Source organism: Tundrisphaera macrotermitis (assembly GCF_051175315.1).
Lineage (GTDB): Bacteria > Planctomycetota > Planctomycetia > Isosphaerales > Isosphaeraceae > Tundrisphaera.
Map to the genome: position 1 here is coordinate 2,190,803 of NZ_CP195100.1, position 19,413 is coordinate 2,210,215.

Below are 19,413 nucleotides of genomic sequence, written 5' to 3' on the forward strand. Positions count from 1 at the left end.
CTCCGTCATTTCCCCTTGAGTGGACGCGGGCGGACGCGGTTGGGCAGGGGGTCGCCGGTCTCGCGGTCGAACTCGTCGGGGTTCTTGCGGGCGGGCGGGGCGTCTGCCGTCTCGCGGGTCCAGTCGGCCAGGGCCTTCCGCATCGCGTCCAGGGTGGCGGCGTGCTCGGGGAGTGTGGCCACGTTGTGCAACTCGTCGGGGTCGGCGTCGAGGTCGTAGAGTTCCTCGGCGGGTCGGGGGGCGACGAAGCAGGCCCGCTGCGCGGGGGTGAGCTTGCCCTGGTCGCGGAGCCGCCGCATGGCGATGAAGGTCGGGCTCCGGACGGCGTCGGCGGGGGGCGTCAGAGGTTCGTCGGCGTCGTCGTTGCGGATGTACTTGAACCGTTCTGACCTGGCGGCGCGGCCGTGATAGCCGAAGTCGTGCCAGTTCCGTTCGCCGAAGATGTGGTCGCGGACCTTCGCCGAGGGGTCGCGGAAGGTCGCCGCGAAGCTCTTGCCCTGGACGGTCGGCATCGGGTCGACGCCGGCCAGCGCCAGGATCGTCGGGGCGATGTCCACGGTGCTGACCAGCGACGGGCAGCGGCTGCCCGGGGCGATGCGGCCCGGCCAGCGGGCGATCAGGGGCGTCTTGATCCCGGAGTCGTAGAGGGTGGTCTTGGCGCGGGGGAAGGGCCGGCCGTTGTCGCTGAGGAACAGGATCAGGGTGTCGTCGGCCACGCCCTGCCGGTCCAGTTCGTCCAGGACCGTGCCGAGGTGGTGGTCGAGCCGGCCGATCTCGTCGTAGTACCGGGCCAGGTCGGCGCGGACCTCGGGGACGTCCGGCAGGGTGGGCGGGACGAGCACGTCCTCGGGGAGATGGGGATCGGGGATGGCGCCGGGGCGGTAGTCGCGGTGCGGGTCGAGCGCGGCCAGCCAGAGCAAGAAGGGTTTGTCCCTGGGGCGGTCGCGGAGGACGGGGATCCACTGGTCCTCGCCGCCCTGGGCCGCGCCGGGGCCATCGGCATTCATGGCCTTGCCGGCCTCCAGCTGGAAGCCGGCCGGGTTGGCCTCGCGGACCGCGTCGAACCCGCGCTTGGCGGGGTTGCCCAGGTGCCACTTGCCGGCGGCGGCTGTGTAGTATCCGGCGGCCCGGAGTTTTTCGGCGAAGCCGACCTGCGCGGCGGGCAGGGGCCAGTGCAGCTCCTCGGCGTCGGTGCCGTGGGGATAGCGGCCGGTGAGGAGGCTCGCGCGGCTCGGGCTGCAGGAACTGGTGGTGACGAAGGCCCGATCGTAGCACATCCCGCCCCGGGCCAGGCGGGCCATGTGGGGCGTCCGGACCCTTGGGTTGCCGAACGGGCTGCAGTCGTCCCAGCCCAGGTCGTCGGCGATGACCAGGATCACGTTGGGCCGCTTCGGCCCTTCCTCGGCGACGGCGAGGAAGCCGAGCAGCCCCGCGACGATGGCGACGTTCATGATCCGGGCCTCGGTGGTGGTCGATCGGGAGTTTCGGGGCGATTCTACCGGATCGGCCGGGGCGGAAAACGGCCCTCGGAGGGGAGAATGGCCGGATTCGGGGCGGTCGGGCTGCCGACAAGAACAGGAGGATCATTCGACCGGGAGGGAATCATGCTGGAAAACATCGTCCTGGATCGCCCCCTGGCCGTGCTCGACCTGGAGACGACGGGGATCGACCCCAAGGTGGACCGGATCATCGAGGTCAGCGTCCTGAAGCTGGTCCCCGGCGGCGAGCCCGACCACCGGACCCGGCGGGTGAACCCCGGCGTGCCGATCCCCCCCGGGGCGACCGCCGTGCACGGGATCTCCGACGATGACGTGGCCGACATGCCGAGCTTCCGGGCGATCGCGCCGGGGCTGATCCGGTTCCTGGACGGGTGCGACCTGTGCGGGTTCAACATCCTCAAGTATGACCTCCGGCTGCTGGTCAACGAGTGCAACCGGATCGGCATCGACTTCCCGGTGGCCGGCCGCAAGGTGATCGACGCCTGCCACATCTTCCACAGGCGCGAGCCCCGCGACCTCACCGCCGCGTACCGGTTCTACTGCGGCAAGGACCACGAGGGGGCCCACGGCGCCGCGGCCGACGTGCTGGCGACGCTGGCGATCCTGGACGCGCAGGTCGCCTGGTACGACGACCTGCCCAGGACGATCGACGCCCTCCACGACCACCTGGCCGACCCCCGGGCGCTGGACATGAGCGGGATGTTCGCGCGGGCCGACGAGGGGCAGGTCGTCTTCATCATGGGCAAGTACAAGGGAAGGACCCTGGACGAGATCGCCCGGTCCAAGCCAGACTATCTCCAGTGGATGATCGCCGCCGATTACTTCGACGACACCAAGACCATCGTCTCCGAGGCGCTCCGCCGCGCCAGCTGAACAAGGCCCCCCGCATGGACGCCGAAACGAACCCAAGGCCCGAGGCCGGATCAGGTCCGCCCCCCCCGACGCGGCGGCCGGGCCGCGCCCGGCTGACGCTCACGATCAACAACATCAACTATGATGTCCGGCCGATCCCGCCGGGGGACGGGTCGATCTCGCGGGCGTTCCGCCTGTCGCGCGACGGCAACATCTACGACGTGGCCCAGACGGTCCACGGCCCCACCTGCGACTGCCCCGACTTCATCTTCCGCCGCGATGGGCTCGACCCCGAGGGCTGCCTCCACATCCGGGCCATGATCGCCGTCGGCATCCTGGGCTGATCGGCCCGCCTGCGTCACCCGGGCCGCGCGATCCCGGCCCGTCGCATGGTCATTCGCGCAGATTCTCATCGCAGCATCGGCCCGGAATGGCGCGCCATGTCCTAAATTCTCACCAAAGCCATCCCGGCCACCGGCCACGCGCCGGCCGGGCTGGCGGAGGGCCCGGCCGCGATCCAGCGCCGGGCATGAATCGATGGACGTTCCTCGGGCGTCCCCCCTTTCCGCCGGACGAGCCACCATGAATCGCAAGCACGGAAGACGCCGGGATGCCGGCCTGCGCCCCCGCACCTCGCGCAGGAGGGATCGGCTCCAGGTGGAGAGCCTGGAAGGGCGGCAGCTCCTCGCCCAGTTCATCGTGAACTCGATCGCCGATTCCGGGGCCGGCACCCTGCGGCAGGCGATCCTCGACGCCCGGGGCAACGCCGATGCCGACACGATCGTCTTCAGCGCGAGCCTGGCCGGCCAGACGATCAACCTGACGACCAGCGACAGCATCCGGGGGTTCGGCCCGACCGGCCTGGTGGTCGCCGCCGATGACGTCACCATCGACGGCGCGGGCGCCCCGGGCCTGTCGATCAGCGGCAACGATGAGCGGCGGATCTTCGCCGTGGGCTCCTCCGGCTCGCTGACCCTGTCCAACCTCACCCTCACGGGGGGCCGTGCCCAGGGCGGCCGCGGCGGCGACTCGGTCGCGCTCAACGCGGCCGGCGGCGGCGGCGCCGGGCTGGGCGGGGCGATCTACGTCTACCGGGGCACGCTGAACATCCAGAACTCCACCCTCACGGGCAACTCCGCCGCGGGCGGGCGCGGGGGCAACATCAGCCTCGATGGAAGTGCACCCGCGACCGCTGCCGCCACCGGCGGCGGCAGCGCCGGCGGGGACGGCGGCGACTACACCGGGACGGGCGTCCTGTTCACGGGCGGAGCGGGCATCGGCGGGTCGGCCCCGGACTCCGACGATGCGGACGGCGGCGACGGCGGCCCCAATGAGTTCGGCGTGTCGGTTTCGGCCTCCGGCGGCGGCACGCCCGGCGTCAGCGGCGGCCTCGCCGCCCCGGCGACGGGCCTCAGCGACGGCGGGTTCGGCGGCGGCGGCGGCGGCGGCAACGACAACTTCAACGGCGGCCAGGCCGGCGGCGACGGCGGGTTCGGCGCAGGCGGCGGCGGCGGCACGTATGGCACCGGCGGCGGCAACGGCGGGTTCGGCGGCGGCGGCGGCGGTGCCTACCAGAGGTTCGCCGACCCGGCCACCGGCCTGGGCGGCTACGGCGGCGGCAACGGCGACGCCAGCACCAACGCGACCGGGCCGGGCGGCGGCGGGGCCGGGCTGGGCGGGGCCATCTTCAACAACGAAGGGACCATCATTCTCACCAACTCCACCCTCGTGTCCAACACGACCATCGGCGGCGCCGGCGGCGTCGGCTGGGGCAGCGGTGGCCAGGCCGGCCTGGGGATCGGCGGGGCGATCTTCAATCGCAACGGGTCGCTGACGATCTTCAACTCCACGATCACCGCCAACACCTCCACCGTCGCCACGGGCGTCGTCAGCCTCGCCGACGGGATCGCCGCCGCGAACACCTCCATCAACAACACGATCATCGGCGGCAGCTCCTTCTCGTTCCCCGATTTCCTGGGCATCAGCCTCCTGGGCGGCACGAGCAACACCTCGGGCACGGGCAATCTGATCCGCACGGCCGTGGGATTCAACGGGACGATTGCGAGCACGGCCGACCCCTTGCTCGGCGCGTTGGCCAGCAACGGTGGGCCCACCCAGACCCTGCTCCCGCAGGCCGGCAGCCCTGTCCTGGGCGCCGGGGACCTCGCCGCGGCCGCCGACCTGACGACCGACCAGCGCGGCCTGCCCCGCATCTCGCCCACCAACACCGTCGACATCGGATCCGTGCAGGTGGCCCCGCCCACCGTCGCGCCGACGATCACCAGCGAGGCCGCCGCGACGTTCACCGTGGCCTACGCCCAGACCTTCACGATCACCACGACCGGCACCCCGACCCCGACCCTGACGGTGGCCGGGACCTTGCCCGCCGGCGTGACCTTCCTCGACAACGGCGACGGCACCGGCACCCTGGCCGGGACCCCGGCGGCGAGCACCGCCGGTCCGTATTCGTTCACGATCACCGCGGCCAACGGCACCCTGCCCGATGCCGTGCAGTCGTTCACGCTCACGGTCAACCCGGCGATCGTGGTGGGGCCGGGCACGCTGCCGGTCGGAACCATGGACAACGCATATAATCGGCAGCTCATCGCGTCGGGCGGGTCGGGCTCGGCCTACGCCTTCGCCGTCACCGCCGGGGCCCTCCCGCCCGGCCTGACCCTGGACGCCGACGGCCTGATCTCGGGCACGCCGACCGACAGCACGGGCTCGCCGTATACCTTCACGGTCACGGTCACCGACGAGATCGGCGCGGCCGGGACGCAGGTCTTCACGCTCGCGGTGAACCTGGCGGTCGAGATCGCGACGACCCCCGGGCCCGACCCGACGGTGGGCTTGCCTTACAGCCAGCAGTTCGTCGCCTCGGGCGGCTCGGGCATGGGCTACGTCTTCGCCGCGACCGGCCTGCCCGAAGGGATGATCCTCAGCCCCGACGGGTTGCTCTCCGGCACGCCCACCGGCACCGCGCCGATCGAGATCGTCGTCACCGTGACCGACAGCCAGGGCGGCACGGCCACCCAGGGCTTCGTCATCCCCGTCAACCCGGCCCTGGCGATCACGCCGACGGCCCTGCCGCCCGCGCAGGCCGGCGTGGCCTATAGCCAGCAGTTCACCCCGTCGGGCGGCTCGGGCGAAGGCTACTACTTCGCCGCGATCGGCCTGCCCGAAGGACTGACCCTCAGCCCGGAAGGGCTGCTCTCCGGCACGCCGACCTCGACGGCCGTGCCCGCCGAGGGCGTGACGATCGCGGTGGCCGACTCCAACGGGGCCTTCCAATCCTTCACGGTCCCGCTGGTGGTCAGCCCGGCCGCCGTCGCGACCCTGGCCGTCACCACCTCGCCGGCCTCGCCGGTGAAGGGCGGGCCGCTGACGATCACGGTCACGGCCCTGGACGCCTTCGGCAACGTCGTCGCCGGCTATGAGGGGTCCGTCCGGATCGCCGGGACCCCGGCCCAGCCCGGCCTCCCGGCCGACGTGGCCCTGGTCGACGGCGTGGGCACCTTCACCACGACGCTCGGCACCGCCGGGCCGCAGACCTTCACCGTGACCGGAGTGACCGACCCGGCCCTGTCCGGCACGATCTCCGTGGTCGTGGCCGCGTCGGGGCCGGCGACCCGGTTCCGGGTGGATGTCGCCCCGGGGGTGGCCGGGGGGACGACGACCTTCACGGTCACGGCCCTGGACGCCTTCGGCAACGTGGCCACCGGCTATGCCGGCACGGTGAGCTTCAGCGATTCGGACCCGACCGCGATCGTGCCGGGCCCCGCCCCGCTGGTCGACGGCGTGGGCACCTTCACGGTCGTCCTGGGCACGTCCGGCTCGCAGGCGATCACCGTGGCCGACCCCGCCAACCCCGGCATCTCCGGCACGTCGGGCAGCGTCGCGGTGACCGGGATGGCCCGGGGCACCGTGTTCCTGGACATCAACGCCGACGGCATCCAGGATCCCGGCGAGCCCGGCCTGCCCGGACGGGCGGTGTTCCTGGACCTCAACGGCAACAGCACCCCCGACGCCGGCGAGCCCACCGCCGTCACCGCCGCCGACGGGTCGTTCTCGTTCCCCGGCATCGCCCAGGGGACGGCCCCGGTGGTCGAGGACACGGACCTCGACAGCTCGCTGCGGTTCGTGGTCGACCAGGCCCGGACCCTGCTCGACGGGTCGGTGACCGTGGGCGTGACGCCCTATTCGCCGATTGCCGTGGTCCCGGTCGTGCCCAACCCGTTCGCGGGGACGGCGGCCCCGGACGCGAACGTGGCCTATGTCCGGTCGCTCTACCTGGCCATCCTCGGCCGCGAGGCCGGGCCCGGCGAGGCCAAGCCCTGGGCCGATGCCCTGGCCAACGGGTCCATGAGCCGCAACGCGGTCTCCTCGGCGATCGTCAACTCGCCCGAGCACCGCACCATCCAGGTCACCGAGTACTACCGGGCCTACCTCGGGCGAGGGCTCGACCCGTTCGCCCAGGGGTGGATCGACGCCCTGCTGTCCGGGCAGTCGGAGGAGTCCGTCACCCAGGGCATCCTCAACTCGCCCGAGTACCAGTCCAGGCACGCCGCCGACGACGCGTTCATCTCGTCCCTGTATCAGGACGTGCTGGGCCGCGACGTCGACCCCGCCGGGCTGGCCGACACCAAGGCCGCCCTGGCCAACCGGACCCCCCGGTCGGCGGTCATCGCCAACGTGGTGAACTCGGTCGAGGCGATCGACCAGATCCTCGACGGATTCTACTCGTCCTACTTCCGCCGCGAGCGCGACCCGGCCTCGGCCTACTGGGAGGACATGCTCGAAGCGCCGGGCGGCTCGGCGACCCCCGTCGCGGCGGGCCTCCTGTCCAGCGACGAGTTCTACGGCCTGGCCCGGCGGGGCGGGCAGTAATCGCCCATCCCGAAGGATCCTCCGGATCGTCCACCTCGGGGAGGTTCGCCACGCGGCGGGCCTCCCCGTTCGCGTCCCCGGGGCCGATGCGGCATGATGGCGACCGGCACGCCATCCCGAATGGTTCCCGACCCATAGGTGACCCGGGCCGGTGGCCGAGGCAGGTGGGGAAGTTCATCGATGGATCATCGGTCAGGGGACATGGGCGAGACGAGGCGTGGGATCGACCCCATGTGGTGGGAATGCGGCGGCCTGAGTTATGGCAATCTCCTGGTCCGTGCCCCATGCTCCCAGGTCGTCGCAAAGCTCCGGGGATATCGCGACGCGCCGACGCACGTAGGCGACCTGCTGGCCGAGGATGGGATGATGATCGGGCCGGTTCGCGACGATCCGGTCGTGGTCTATCAACTCCGCGGCCACGAGTGGACCCAAATTCATGACTATATCATGGTTTCGTCTTGCGAACTGGCTTCGGACCTCTCGCGCCGGCTCGGCACCCGGACCTACGAATACGGTTGGGAAGACGTGGCGTCCGCCCTGTTCTATCAAATCTTCGACGAAGGAGAATTGATCGAGGTCTACAGCATGTGCCACAACCTCCCGATCTATGAGGGGGCGGTGGGCGAAGCCGATCTGGCGCGGAAGCAACGCGATGGCTGGCGCATCAGCCGAGATCACACCTTCGAGTTCTTCACTAGGCGCGGGACGGAACTCGACGTCGAGTCGCCCAAGGAATGTGATGCACTCCCGGAGCGGGTGGCGGCCAATCTGGGCATGTTCGTCGCCTGCATGCCGTTCTGGCATTGCCGGGAGACCGGAAGGATCGTCCGGGCGGGTGGCTGGGATCGGGGGAAGTTCGAGGCGGCGTACGTCCTGTGGACGCCGAAATCCTGACGGGCGTCAGCGGGTGTCGGGCGACCGCGACTGGCGGATGATCTGGAGCATCGATCGGCCGGATTTCGGTGCCGGGGCGGGGGCGGGCTCGGCGGCCACCGTGGGGCGGGGGCGGAGCGACGACGAGGAGACCTCGGGGTCGACGCGAGCCGCGACCCGGGGTTGCGGGACGAGCCGGGCCGGCTCGGCGAGCGCCGGGGCGGGGGCCGTCGCCGGGGCGGGTTCGGCGTCGGGGGTGGGAGCCGGGGCAGGGCGGGGGTTGGCCGCCACGGCCAGGGCGCCGGCGATGCTGCGGCGGCCGGTGAGCATCAGCTCGTTGTCGACCACGCCCCGTTTCTCGATGATCGCCAGGGCGTGCTTGGCCCCGGCCATGACCTGGAGCGGGGTCATCGCGCCGATCCGGACTTCATAATAGGCGTGGTAGCGCTCGCGGGCGGCGGCCGCTTCCAGGGGTTCGAGCAGGGTCGGGGGCTCGCCGAGGCCGGGGCCGGTCGGGGCCTCGGGGCGGATCGGGGCGGGGGCCGGCGGCGGGGACTCGGGGCGGATCGGCGCGGGGGCGTCGATCTCGATCGGCCGGCACGAGCAGCGGTTCAGGGCGGCCATCGCCGCGGCGCGGACCCGGGGGGAGTTCTCCGACGGGTTGCCGTCTTCCTTGCTGGCCGAGGCGGTCAGCGTCAGCGCGGCGATCGTCTTCTTGGTGCAGCAGCAGCCCGATCCCAGGACGCGGGCGGCGGCATAGCGGACGCACTCGTTGCGGTCGGCGCGGAGCGAGTCGATCAGCGCCTTCTCGGCGTCGGGCCAGTAATGGCAATCGACCGTGCCCAGGTACTCGACCGCCGCGACCCGGGCCTTGGCCCCGGCCTCGTCGGCGGCGATCTTGTTGGCCACGCTGGTCGCGCTCTCCGGCCCGCCCGCCGGGTTGTTGCCCAGCGGGTTGGGCGGGCAGACCTGCGGGACGATCCCGCCGCTCAGGGCCGACAGCGGGGTGAGCCCTCCGTTGAGCAGCCCGCCCAGGGGCGACTGGCAGAGCTTGGCCCGGCAGGCCGCCAGGCCGCCCTTGGACAGGCCGAGGCAGCTCCAGATCGACTTGGGCGGCGCCATCATCGGCACGGCGACGGGGGTGCCGGCGGCGGGGATGCCCGCGGCGGCGGGGATGCCGGGCACGCCGCCGGCGCCGGTCGGGACGCCGGGGATCTGGGCCCACGCGGCGGGCGCGGTCGCCAGCAGGAACGCAACGCCCAGGCCCGCGGATGGCAGCCGTCTCATCAATCGCACCCCCAGGGCCGCCGCCCTCCCTTGGTGATCGCCGCGAGGCGGGAGGCCGGTCGTTCGAGTCAGAGGCAGGTCCAACAGGGGCTGGATACCCCCGATCGGGCCCGGGGCCAATCCCGATTCGCCCGCTTTGGAAGTTTTACCGGCCGATTTCGCGGTTTTGAAAGTTTGGGCTCAAGTTTCGGCGGCTTCGCCCGCCCTGACCTTGCCAAGATAAGGGGCTTCCGCTAGAACCCGGCGAACATCCCTCGATGCCACCCACCAAACCCGCCCCGGGCCCTCCCATCGATGGATCGGCCCCGGGGATTCATCGTCGCGACGCGGGTGGAGGCCGGGCCGGCGTGGCCCGGACGCCCGGCCGACCGGCCCGGAATCGAGGAACGCCCCGTGATGATCGCGCCACCGCAAGGATGCCGACGCCCGGCTCGCGGGTGGCTCATCGCCTGGTCCGCCCTCGTCTTACTCGGCCCGATCGGATGCGCCGCGCTGCCCAGGGATGAGGGGCCACCCGCCCCGGCCGCCGCAGCCCAACCCGTCGTGCCGACCCAGGCCGTGGCCCCGGTCCTGAAGGCCGAGTTGCCCGCGTTGCCGGATCCGGAGCCCGGCCCGAAGCCGGCCGGCGCGCCCGCCGAGGTCGCCCGGGCGCTGGCGGTCCTGTCCGGGGAGCCCGGCGAACCGGCGATGCCGACCGTGGCGGCGATCACCACGCCCCCGCCGCCGGTGCCGGAGGCCGCCCCGCCGCCCCTGGCCGGCGACGTCCTGCCGCCGATCCCCATCGACCTGGCCGCCAAGTTCGACCCGGCCATCACGCCGGCCGCCTGCGCCTCCTGCGGCCAGCGCTACCCGGTGGGGGTCGAGCCGATCCCCGGGATGAGCTGCGGCCGGGCCGGCTGCGTGCCGGGCCACAAGAATTGCTACGCCTACGAGCCCCACACGTTCGTCGGGCGGGTGTTCGCCAACATGTACGAATGCCTGTGCTGCCCCGACCCGTGCTACGAGCCCCGCTGGGTGCCCGAGGCCAACGCCGCCTTCTTCCAGGACTATGCCCGGCCCCGGACCCTCCAGCGGTTCCGCTGGGACCACGGCATCGACCTCCGGTTCCCCGACCGCTCGGAGTACTTCTGGGCCCGCGACGACGGCAAGGGCGACGGGCCCAAGCCGCCGCCTCGCAAGACCAAGGCGGGCCGGCCCAGGCGCGGCACCAAGCCATTGGGCGAAGGGGCCGTGACCTATGATCAACTCTACCTCTACACCGAGGCCGCCACCGGCCGGTTCGCCTTCTTCACCGAGTTCTCGTACCGGACGGTCTACCCCGACTTCGAGGCGTTCCACTCCGGGTTCGGCGACATGAACCTGGGCACCAAGTCGCTGCTGCTCGACTGCGAGCTGATGCAGGTCAGCTTCCAGTTCAAGACCTTCCTGCCGATCGGCAGCGCCAGCAAGGGGCTGGGCACCGGCCACGTCTCGCTGGAGCCGTCCTTGCTCGCCTCGATCCGCCTGGCCGACGAGACCTACCTCCAGGCCCAGCTCGCCGAGTGGATCCCCATCGGCGGCGACCCCACCTACGCCGGGGCCTTGCTCCACTACCACTTCAGCCTGAACCACGTCCTGTACAAGGTCACGCCCGACGTGCCGATCATCGGCACGATGGAGTTCAACGGCTGGTCGTTCCAGGACGGGGCCTACACCAACCCCTATGCCCGGGTGCCGATGAACTCCAGCGGCGCCAGCTACCTGAGCCTCGGCCCCGGCATCCGGATGTCGATCTGCGACAAGATCGACTTCGGCTCCTCGGTCGCCCTGCCCCTGACCAGCCCGAGCTGGGGCGACGCCACCTTCCGCACCGAGTTCCGCATCCTTTATTGACGGGGGTCCGCGAGGGCGGACGCGGCGTCGAAGGGCGCCAGCCGCGTGTCCGGCAGCGAGTTGTCGTGCACCAGCGCCGCCGCCTTGCCGGCGAAGAAGTCGTGATCGCCGGCCACGTCCAGGTTGAACACCGGCTGTTCCGGGCCCGCCTCGACCGAATCGACGCGCCTCGTCCCGTCCAGGAGCCTCAGGACCTCGCCCCCTTCCAGGTCGCGGGCCATCACCCAGCCTTTGCCGGCGACCCAGAACCGATGGAACGGGCTGCTCACGATCGTGTCCCCGGCCACCTTGACCAGGAAGGTCGCGCTGGGCGGGTTGTGATAGACCCGGGTGATCGGCTGATACGACAGCGAGCCATCCGCGACGCTCTGGGTCAGGACGCGGTCGCCGATGCTCAACGTCTCGATCGGCGCGGACCCTTGCAGCGTCCGGACCAGGGTCCCGGCCCCGAAGCACGAAAGCCGATCCCAGTAGGTCTCCTGGGGGCGGACTTGGGTGTAGACGACGACCGGCGGGGGCGTGTAGGCCGAGGGGATCGTCTCGACATACGTCGGCTTGGGGAGTTCCCCGGGCGACTGGTACCGGTAGCCCAGCTGATCGACATACCAGGCCTTCCAGCCTTCCGGGTCCGTCCCCAGATCCTTACCGGCCGCCGACCGGAGGAGGCCGAGGACGAGATCGTTGTCGGACTTGATCCGCGCGTTCTGCTCATCCAGGCTCGCCACGTCGGCCTCGAGCTGCCGCTGCGAGACCACGGCCGCCGTCCGCGCCTGCTCCATCAACTGGCCGATCGGGATGATGGTCTCGTAGGGGGAACTCCGATACATCGCGAACCCGAACTCGTCGGGCGTCAGCTTCTCCGCCTCGGCCGTGGCCCGGACGACCTTGGCGAGCTCGGCCGGGGCCCGCGCATCCAACGCCGCCTGCCTCTGGATCCCATTTTGTCGGATGTACTGGCCGATGGGAGCAAATCCGGCGACATCGAGGCGTCGGGCCAACTCGCCGGAGTCGGCCAACTGGGGGAGGGGGAGCGTCCCATCCTCGATCATCTTCAGCACGGCACTCCCGGTGTAGCGCTTCGTGATGAGGCTCGACGGGCCGCTCCGCTTCAAGATGGGCAGGCCATAATCGTCGTAGGTGAGGAAGTCGCCGACCTGGATCGGGAACGAGGCCGAGGGCGGGGCGTAGTATCGTTGATTGATCGCCTGCTCACCCTCCACGAACAGGGCCCCGGGGGAGCCCGGCCCCCCGACGGGTCGGACTTCGTAACGCAGAGGCCTCCGGATCAGGCCGATGAGCAGCCCGGCATACTCGCGCGGATCGCGACGCTTCAGGGTCTCGGCGGCGGCCCGGCGGATCTCGGCCGACCCGTCGAGGACGGCGAACCAGGCCAGGGCCTGGGACGACGCCGCCGCGTCGATCTGGCCGAGCAGGCGGACGGCCAGGCCCCGATCGGCCTCGTCCCCCCGGGCGAAGACGGCGAGGACCGACCGCACCGCACGCGGATCGGTGACATTCGCGAGGTCCTCCGATGCCTGCGCCCGCTTCTCGCGATCGTTCAACCGGGCGCGGGCATCGAGCAGCGAGGCCTTCCATTTCTGGTCCGCCTCGCCCTGGAGTCGAGCCTCTTCCTTCTCCGCGAGGAGTTGCGCATCGGTCACCCAGCGGCGGCCGTCGCGCTTGAAGCCCAGCTTGCGCCGCGACAGTTCGCGATTCGGGTCGAACCGCAGCGCGATCGCGTGGTGCGCCTTCGATTCGTCGATCAGGCCATTCTCCTCGCACCATTGGGCCAGGCGTGCCTGGCCCTCGGCGGACTGGGGGGCCTTCGCCCGCCGCTCGCGATAGGCGGCCAAGGTCGCCGTGTACGCGGCGTCGTCGGAGAGTTGGCTCGCCACCTTCTCGGGGGAGGCCCACCGGTCGCGGAATCGGACCACGCCCATCAGGCCGCGCGCGGCGGTGTTCTTCGGGTCGCGCAGGCAGGCGAGCGCCAGATGCTTGAGTCGTTCGGCGGGCAGGCCGTGGGCCTCGCACCACAGGGCCAGGCGGATCTGGGAATCGGCATCCGCCCCGGCACGATCGCGCTCCGCCTCGTAGGCGGCCCGCGATGCGTGCGGGGGAGGGCTCGCGGGCGATCCGGGGGAGGTGGTCAGGATTCCGGCCGCGAGCATTACGGCGAGTGTCATGGTCTCGGCTCCAGTGGGGCCCCGGTCGCGATGGTACACTCTAGGGCGTGTCTGGCAATAGTGCCTTCAGCAACCGTTCAAGCATCGCCAGCTTGACCATCGCCTCGAAGTTCTCCGCCAGCTTCTCGAACCGCGTCGCAACCCGCCGCCGATCCTTCAGCCACCCGATGCAACGCTCCACCACGTTGCGACGGCGATACGACGCCTTGTCGAACCCCCGGACCCGCCTCTCATTGGACTTGGTCGGGATCACCGAGGCGATCCCCCGGCGACGGTTGGATCGGCGGATCTTCCGCGAGCTATAGCCCTTGTCGCCGGCCAACTTCCTGGGCCGGCTCCGGGGTCGGCCCCTCCGGCCGGGCACGCGTACCCGGCCCATTACCGCCTCGAACTGGGTCGCCTCGTGCCGCTGGCCGGCGGTCACCGTCACCGCCATCGGGAGGCCCTTGCCGTCGCAGATCAGGTGGATCTTCGAACCGAAGCCGCCGCGAGAGCGGCCCAACGCGTGGTCGGCCGGCTCGGCGGCCGTCCCGTGGGTCGGCGAGGCACCGGCGGCGTCGCGGCTCGCCCGGATCGAGGAGCCGTCGATGCAGAACAGGTCCCAGTCGATCTTGCCGGCGGCGTCGAGCCGCACATGCAGGGCCTCGAGCAGCCGGGCCCAGGTCCCGTCCTTGGCCCAGCGGTTGAACCGCTCGTAGACGGTCTGCCATGGGCCGTAGGTTGGCCTGGGCAGGTCACGCCAGGGGGAGCCGGTGTGGAGGATCCAGAGGATGCCGTCGATCACCCGGCGGTGCCCCTTCCAGGGGTGGCCGGGCCGGGCGTTGGTGGGCAGGAGCGGCTCGATGGCGGCGTAATGCTCGTCGGAGAGGGCGTGTCGGAGTTGAGCCAAGGTCGTGAGGGTGCTGGTGGGGTGATCCGTCCACTCCAATCGTATGGGCCGAGGCTATTGCCAGACACGCCCTAGTCCGCAAGATCGGGCGAAACCTAACGCGAAAACCCCCGGGCCGCGGAATCCGGCTCGTACCGGGAAGTGATACGGTCCTCCGGAGGGCCTCCTCGCCCGGCTCACGCGGGCATGAGGCTGGTGTGCTTCTCCGGCTCCTCGCCGAGCCATTTCGGGTGCGTGGCCGTGGCGTCGAAGATCGACGAGGTCTTGAACAGCTCGAACTCGCCGAGCGAGCCGGCCCCGGAGGTTTTGGCCATCAGGGCATCGATCTCGGCCTCGCCCAGCGGTTGGAAGGTCCGGGCCGCCTCGAACGCCTGGTCCAGGATCTCCATGCTGTCGATGCCGGTGATGACCACCGAGGTCGGCAGGTTCAGGGCGTAGTGGAGGCATTCGATCGCCGTCACCGTGCCGGATCGGAGGATGATCCCGTTGCCCAGCGCCTTCATTCCGAGCACGCCCACGCCCTGCCGGACCAACTCCGGCACGACCGCCCGGGCGAAGCTGCGGTAGTGGGCGTCCATCACGTTCAAGGGCATCTGGGCCGCGTCGAACCGGAAGCCGTGCTGCTCGGCCACCCGGAGCATGTGCAGGTGGATCTCGGGGTCCTTGTGGCCGGTGAAGCCGATGTAGCGGAGCTTGCCCGCCTGCTTGGCCTCCAGGAACGCCGCCTGGGCCCCCTCCTCGTCGAAGATCCGGTGCGGGTCGTCGAAGCGGATCACCTCGTGGTGCTGGACGAGGTCGATGCGGTCGGTCTTCAGCCGCTTCAGGGATTCGTCGATCTGCCGGGCGGCTTCCTTCTTCGACCGGCCGTCGATCTTGGTCATCAGGAAGGCTTTGTCGCGATAGCCGTCCTGGAGGGCCTTGCCCATCCGGATCTCGCTCTCGCCCTCGTTGTAATCCCAGGAGTTGTCCAGGAAGTTGATCCCGCGATCGATGGCGGAATGGACGATGTTGATCGCCGTCTTCTTGTCGACGTGCTTCAGGGCCAGGTGCCATCCCCCGAGCCCGATGGCGGAGACGCGCTCGCCCGTGCTGCCGAGGGTCCGATAGGGCATCTCGGTGTTGCTCATGGCCGCCGCTTTCGTGGTGGTCCGATCCTCGCGGGCGGTGGATGGCCCTGATGAATCGGAGATGTTCGATCGGATGATGTCCGGGCCTGGATCGCGGAGCAATTGCCGCGCCCAAAGTGTTTCCGGCGTTGGTGCGCCTCCTGCCCCCGGATCGGCTATGATAATCCGGGGGGGACGGGCGGCTCGTGCGTTCGTCCCCATGTCCGACGACCACCTCGGAAGGACGATCCACCGGATATGGCTGGGACGGCAGTCCACTGGCACGAGGGGATGTTCCTCCGCCCGCACCATTTCCTGGCGGCGCAGGGCCAGGCCGCGGACCTCGCCCACCGCGACGAGAAGTGGGACCACCACCACAACTGGGGCCTGCGGTCGGCCTCGATCGACCTGGACGCGCTGGCCAACTCCCGGTTCTCCCTGCGCGGGGCGCGGGCCCGGATGCGCGACGGGACGCTGGTGGCGATCCCCGACGACGCCGTCCTGCCGGCGCTCGACCTCAAGCCGGCGTTCGCCGCCCAGGACGTCGTGACCGTCTACCTGGCGGTGCCGATCCTGAACCCGGGCCGGGCCAACGTCGCCAAGGCGGGGGCCGCCGACGGCGTCCGCTACGTCGTCGATACCGAGACCATCCCCGACGAGAACACCGGGGCCAACCCCCAGCAGGTGCTGGTGCGCCGGCTCAACCTCCGCCTGCTGACCTCGGCGCAGGACCAGAGCGGCTACGACGTCCTGCCGCTGGCCCGGATCATGCGGTCGTCGCGGAGCGAGTCCACGCCGCAACTGGACGAGACGTTCATCCCGCCCCTGATCGCCTGCGACGCCTGGCCGCCGCTGGCCGCCGGGATCCTGCAGGCGATCTACGACCGGATCGGCAAGAAGATCGAGGTGCTGGCCTCGCAGGTCACGTCGCGGGGGATCACCTTCGACAGCCAGGCCCAGGGGGACCCGGTCATCTTCGCGCAGCTCCGCGAGCTGAACGAGAGCTATCCGACCCTGGGCGTCCTGGCGTTCGCCGAGGGGGTCCACCCGTTTGCGGCCTACCTGGAGCTGGCCCGCCTGGTCGGCCGGCTGGCGATCTTCGGCGCCACCCGCCGGCCCCCGGACCTGCCCCGGTACGACCACGACGACCTCGGCGGCTGCTTCTTCCGGGCCAAGCAGTGCGTGGACGCCCTGCTGGATATCCTGGTGGAGCCCAACTACAAGGAGCAGCCGTTCGTCGGCGCCGGGATGCGGATGCAGGTGGCCCTGGAGCCGGCCTGGCTGGAATCGGTCTGGCAGATGTACATCGGCGTGCGGAGCCCTTTGCCCGCCGAGGAGACGATTCGCCTGCTGACCCGCCCGGGGCAGCTGGACATGAAGGTGGGCAGCTCGGACCGGGTCGACGCGATCTTCCGGCTGGGCCAGGCCGGGCTCCGGTTCGCCCACTCGCCGCGCCCGCCGCGGGCCCTGCCGTCGTCGCCCGACCTGATCTACTTCCAGGTCACCCGCGAGTCCGAGCAGGCGGAGTGGCAGAACGTCCAACGCTCGCTCACCCTGGCGATCCGCCTGAATGAGAACCTGATCGCCGGCAACATCCAGGGCCAGCGGGTCCTGACGATCAAGGCCGAGGGGCAGGTCACCACGGTCGAGTTCACCCTCTACGTCGCGCCGCAGGGGACGTGATGCCGGACACCATCGCCGCCCTGATCGACCCGGTCATCGCCCAGGGGATCGACCTGCGCGAGCGCCTCGAACGCGGCGAGTCGCCGGTTTTCGCCACCGAGCAGGCGATCCTGGAGGGGCTGCTCAACGGCGTGGGCGGGGAGGAGGCCCGTCGCGGCGACGACCGGCTGGCCACGGTCCGCTATGCTCTGGCCTGCTGGCTTGACGAGACCTTCATCCTCGACTCCCCCTGGGAGTCGCGCTGGAACGAAAGGAAGCTGGAGCTGGCGCTGCACGGCACCAACGACCGCGCCTGGAAGTTCTGGGAGCTGGCCCGCAAGGCCGAGACCCGGTCCGAGGTGGACGTGCTGGAGGCCCTGTTCCTGTGCGTCATGCTGGGCTTCCGGGGCCAGTTGCGCGACCGCCCGGCCGAGCTGCAAGACTGGGTCGCGGCCACCCGGGCGCGGATCACCAAGCTCCGGGGGCAGGGGTGGCCGCCCCCGCCCGAGCTGGAGGTGATCACCTCGGTGGCGCCTTTGCGGGGCCGCGAGTCGTTGCAGAAGGTGGTGATGGCCGGCGGGCTGGTCCTGCTGCTGTCGGTCCCCCTGGTGGCCTTCTTCCTGGTGTACCAACTCGGCCGGTAGGCCAGGCGGCGGGGCATGGGTTTGTTTCGCAAGATCGGGAAGGGGATCCTCGGGCTGTTCGGGCTCCTGCTGCCCGCCGTCTCCGGGGTCCGGGCGCTGGGCCATCCGGGGCCAGGGCTGCGGCGGGTGCTCCGCGTCGTGCTGGTGGCCCTGATCCTGGTGGGGCTGTGGGCGATCAACGAGCGGCTCGACCTGGAAAGGGTGCTCCGGGCGCCGGTTCCGGTCCTCCGCAAGGTCTGGCTGCCGACCATCTTCCTCCTGCTCTACCTGATGGCCTGGATGGGCTGGTGGCTCTGGAAGCTGCTCACTTCGGAGCGCGAGTCGTCGGAGTTCCCGGACATCGACGCCGCCTGGGACGAGGCGCTGCGGGCGCTGGACCAGGCCAGCATCGACCTGACGGCGACCCCCCTGTTCCTGATCTTCGGCCGGCCGGCGGGCACGCCCGAGGCGCTGTTCCACGCCACCCAGATCCCGTTCGAGGTCGGCTTCGCCCCGCGACGGGCCGACGCCCCGCTCCACCTGTCGGCCAACCGCGACGCCATCTTCGTGTCGTGCGAGGGGGCGTCGCTGCTCGCCCGCCAGGCCGAGCTGTTCAACCGGGCGGACGCCGATCGGGCCGCTCCGGCCGCCCCTCCCGAAATCGCCCCGGCCCCGAGCCTCGCGCCGGCCTCGCCGTTCGACCCGTTCGACCTCGGCCCGATCCTGGGTGCGGTGGCCCCGGCGCCGATGGTGGCCGCCCCGGCCGTGGTCGCCCCCGCCCCGGACCCCGGGCCCGAGCCGAGGCGAGTGGTCCTGCTCAAGGACCCGGGGGAGATCGCCCTGATCTCCGACCGGCTCCGCCACCTCTGCCGGCTGATCGCCCGCGATCGCCGCCCCTACTGCCCGGTCAACGGGATGCTGTTCCTGATCCCCGCCCTGGCCATGGAAGACGACGCCTCGGCCGACCAGGCGGGATCCGTCTGCCGCCGCGACCTGGACATCGCCCGAGAGACCCTCCAGACCCAGTGCCCGACCTTCGCCCTGGTCTGCGACCTGGAGTCCGCGCCCGGCTTCCGCGAGTTCGCCGGCCAGTTCCCCGACGCCCACCGCCAGCGGTTCCTGGGCCAGCACTTCCCGCTGCTGCCGGCGATCGACCCGGCCGACGTGCCGAGGATGATCCGCGACGGCGTCCTCTGGATCGGCGCCGCGCTCCTGCCCACGCTGGTCTATCGCCTCTGGCGGGTCGAATCCTCCGCGTCCGGCGACGACCCCGGCGCCGCCGTCCGCGACAACATCCGGCTCTACCACCTGCTCCTTTGGTGGCGGGCCCGGGAATCCCGACTGGCCCGCCTTCTGGTCCGCGCCTTCGTCCTGGAGGCCAATGCCCCGCGCCTCCTGGGGGGCTGCTACCTGGCCGGCACCGGGCTGGATGCCGAGCGCGACCAGTCGTTCGTGGCCGGGGTCTTCCGCCGGCTCGTCGAGAACCAGAACGCCGTCTCCTGGACCCGCGAGGCGCTCGCCTCCGAGGCCGACGACCGCCGCTGGACCACCATCGGCCTGGCCGGCATCGTCGGCTTCGTCGCGGCCCTGATCGCCCTGGGCACCTGGTACTGGCCGCGCTGAGGGCCGGGCCACGCGACGGTCGGGTCGTAGCGAACCAGGGCCCCGCATCGACGAACG

General features: G+C 71.2%; 13 protein-coding genes. 8 read left to right on the plus strand and 5 right to left on the minus strand.

What is annotated here, in order from left to right:
* Positions 1-5: 5 nt before the first annotated feature.
* Positions 6-1,451 (minus strand): sulfatase family protein, encoded by a 1,446-nt coding sequence (locus TA3x_RS08915; protein ID WP_435020352.1) that lies wholly within the window; start codon positions 1,449-1,451, stop codon positions 6-8.
* Positions 1,452-1,604: 153 nt separating this feature from the next.
* Here TA3x_RS08915 and TA3x_RS08920 point away from each other — a divergent pair, with 153 nt between their 5' ends.
* From TA3x_RS08920 to TA3x_RS08935, 4 genes are all read left to right on the plus strand, one after another.
* A complete protein-coding gene (locus TA3x_RS08920; protein WP_435020354.1) occupies positions 1,605-2,372 on the plus strand; it encodes an exonuclease domain-containing protein in 768 nt (255 codons plus the stop codon).
* Between the two features lie 14 nt (positions 2,373-2,386).
* Complete coding sequence (locus tag TA3x_RS08925; protein WP_435020356.1) at positions 2,387-2,695, plus strand: hypothetical protein; 309 nt, start codon at positions 2,387-2,389, stop codon at positions 2,693-2,695.
* A gap of 238 nt (positions 2,696-2,933) precedes the next feature.
* Positions 2,934-7,238, plus strand: a complete 4,305-nt coding sequence (locus tag TA3x_RS08930; protein ID WP_435020358.1) for a putative Ig domain-containing protein — start codon at positions 2,934-2,936, stop codon at positions 7,236-7,238.
* 180 nt (positions 7,239-7,418) lie between these two features.
* Positions 7,419-8,132 carry a hypothetical protein gene (locus TA3x_RS08935; RefSeq protein WP_435020360.1) on the plus strand — a complete coding sequence of 238 codons (714 nt, stop codon included), beginning with the start codon at positions 7,419-7,421 and terminating at the stop codon, positions 8,130-8,132.
* A 6-nt stretch (positions 8,133-8,138) separates the two neighbouring features.
* Here the strand turns inward: TA3x_RS08935 and TA3x_RS08940 are convergent, their stop codons facing one another.
* A complete protein-coding gene (locus TA3x_RS08940; RefSeq protein WP_435020362.1) occupies positions 8,139-9,398 on the minus strand; it encodes a hypothetical protein in 1,260 nt (419 codons plus the stop codon).
* A 396-nt stretch (positions 9,399-9,794) separates the two neighbouring features.
* Between TA3x_RS08940 and TA3x_RS08945 the strand changes: the two genes are divergently transcribed.
* Entirely contained in the window at positions 9,795-11,270 is a 1,476-nt protein-coding gene (locus tag TA3x_RS08945) for a hypothetical protein (protein WP_435020364.1), read from the plus strand.
* Here the strand turns inward: TA3x_RS08945 and TA3x_RS08950 are convergent.
* From TA3x_RS08950 to TA3x_RS08960, 3 genes are all read right to left on the minus strand, one after another.
* Positions 11,264-13,453, minus strand: coding sequence for a polymorphic toxin-type HINT domain-containing protein (locus tag TA3x_RS08950; RefSeq protein ID WP_435020366.1), 2,190 nt, complete (start codon positions 13,451-13,453; stop codon positions 11,264-11,266). The two genes, TA3x_RS08945 and TA3x_RS08950, sit on opposite strands and share 7 nt — an antisense overlap.
* A gap of 40 nt (positions 13,454-13,493) precedes the next feature.
* Complete coding sequence (locus TA3x_RS08955; RefSeq protein WP_435022289.1) at positions 13,494-14,342, minus strand: IS5 family transposase; 849 nt, start codon at positions 14,340-14,342, stop codon at positions 13,494-13,496.
* A 176-nt stretch (positions 14,343-14,518) separates the two neighbouring features.
* Positions 14,519-15,469 (minus strand): aldo/keto reductase, encoded by a 951-nt coding sequence (locus tag TA3x_RS08960; protein WP_435020368.1) that lies wholly within the window; start codon positions 15,467-15,469, stop codon positions 14,519-14,521.
* 237 nt (positions 15,470-15,706) lie between these two features.
* Between TA3x_RS08960 and tssK the strand changes: the two genes are divergently transcribed.
* The 3 genes from tssK to TA3x_RS08975 are packed head-to-tail and all read left to right on the plus strand — an operon-like array spanning position 15,707 to position 19,356.
* Complete coding sequence (tssK, locus tag TA3x_RS08965; RefSeq protein ID WP_435020370.1) at positions 15,707-17,131, plus strand: type VI secretion system baseplate subunit TssK; 1,425 nt, start codon at positions 15,707-15,709, stop codon at positions 17,129-17,131.
* Positions 17,131-17,754 (plus strand): DotU family type IV/VI secretion system protein, encoded by a 624-nt coding sequence (locus TA3x_RS08970; protein WP_435020372.1) that lies wholly within the window; start codon positions 17,131-17,133, stop codon positions 17,752-17,754. The genes tssK and TA3x_RS08970 overlap by 1 nt, the downstream gene beginning before the upstream one ends.
* A 15-nt stretch (positions 17,755-17,769) precedes the next feature.
* Positions 17,770-19,356: a type VI secretion protein IcmF/TssM N-terminal domain-containing protein gene (locus TA3x_RS08975; protein ID WP_435020374.1), complete on the plus strand. Its 1,587-nt coding sequence runs from the start codon at positions 17,770-17,772 to the stop codon at positions 19,354-19,356.
* The last annotated feature ends 57 nt before the right edge of the window (positions 19,357-19,413 follow it).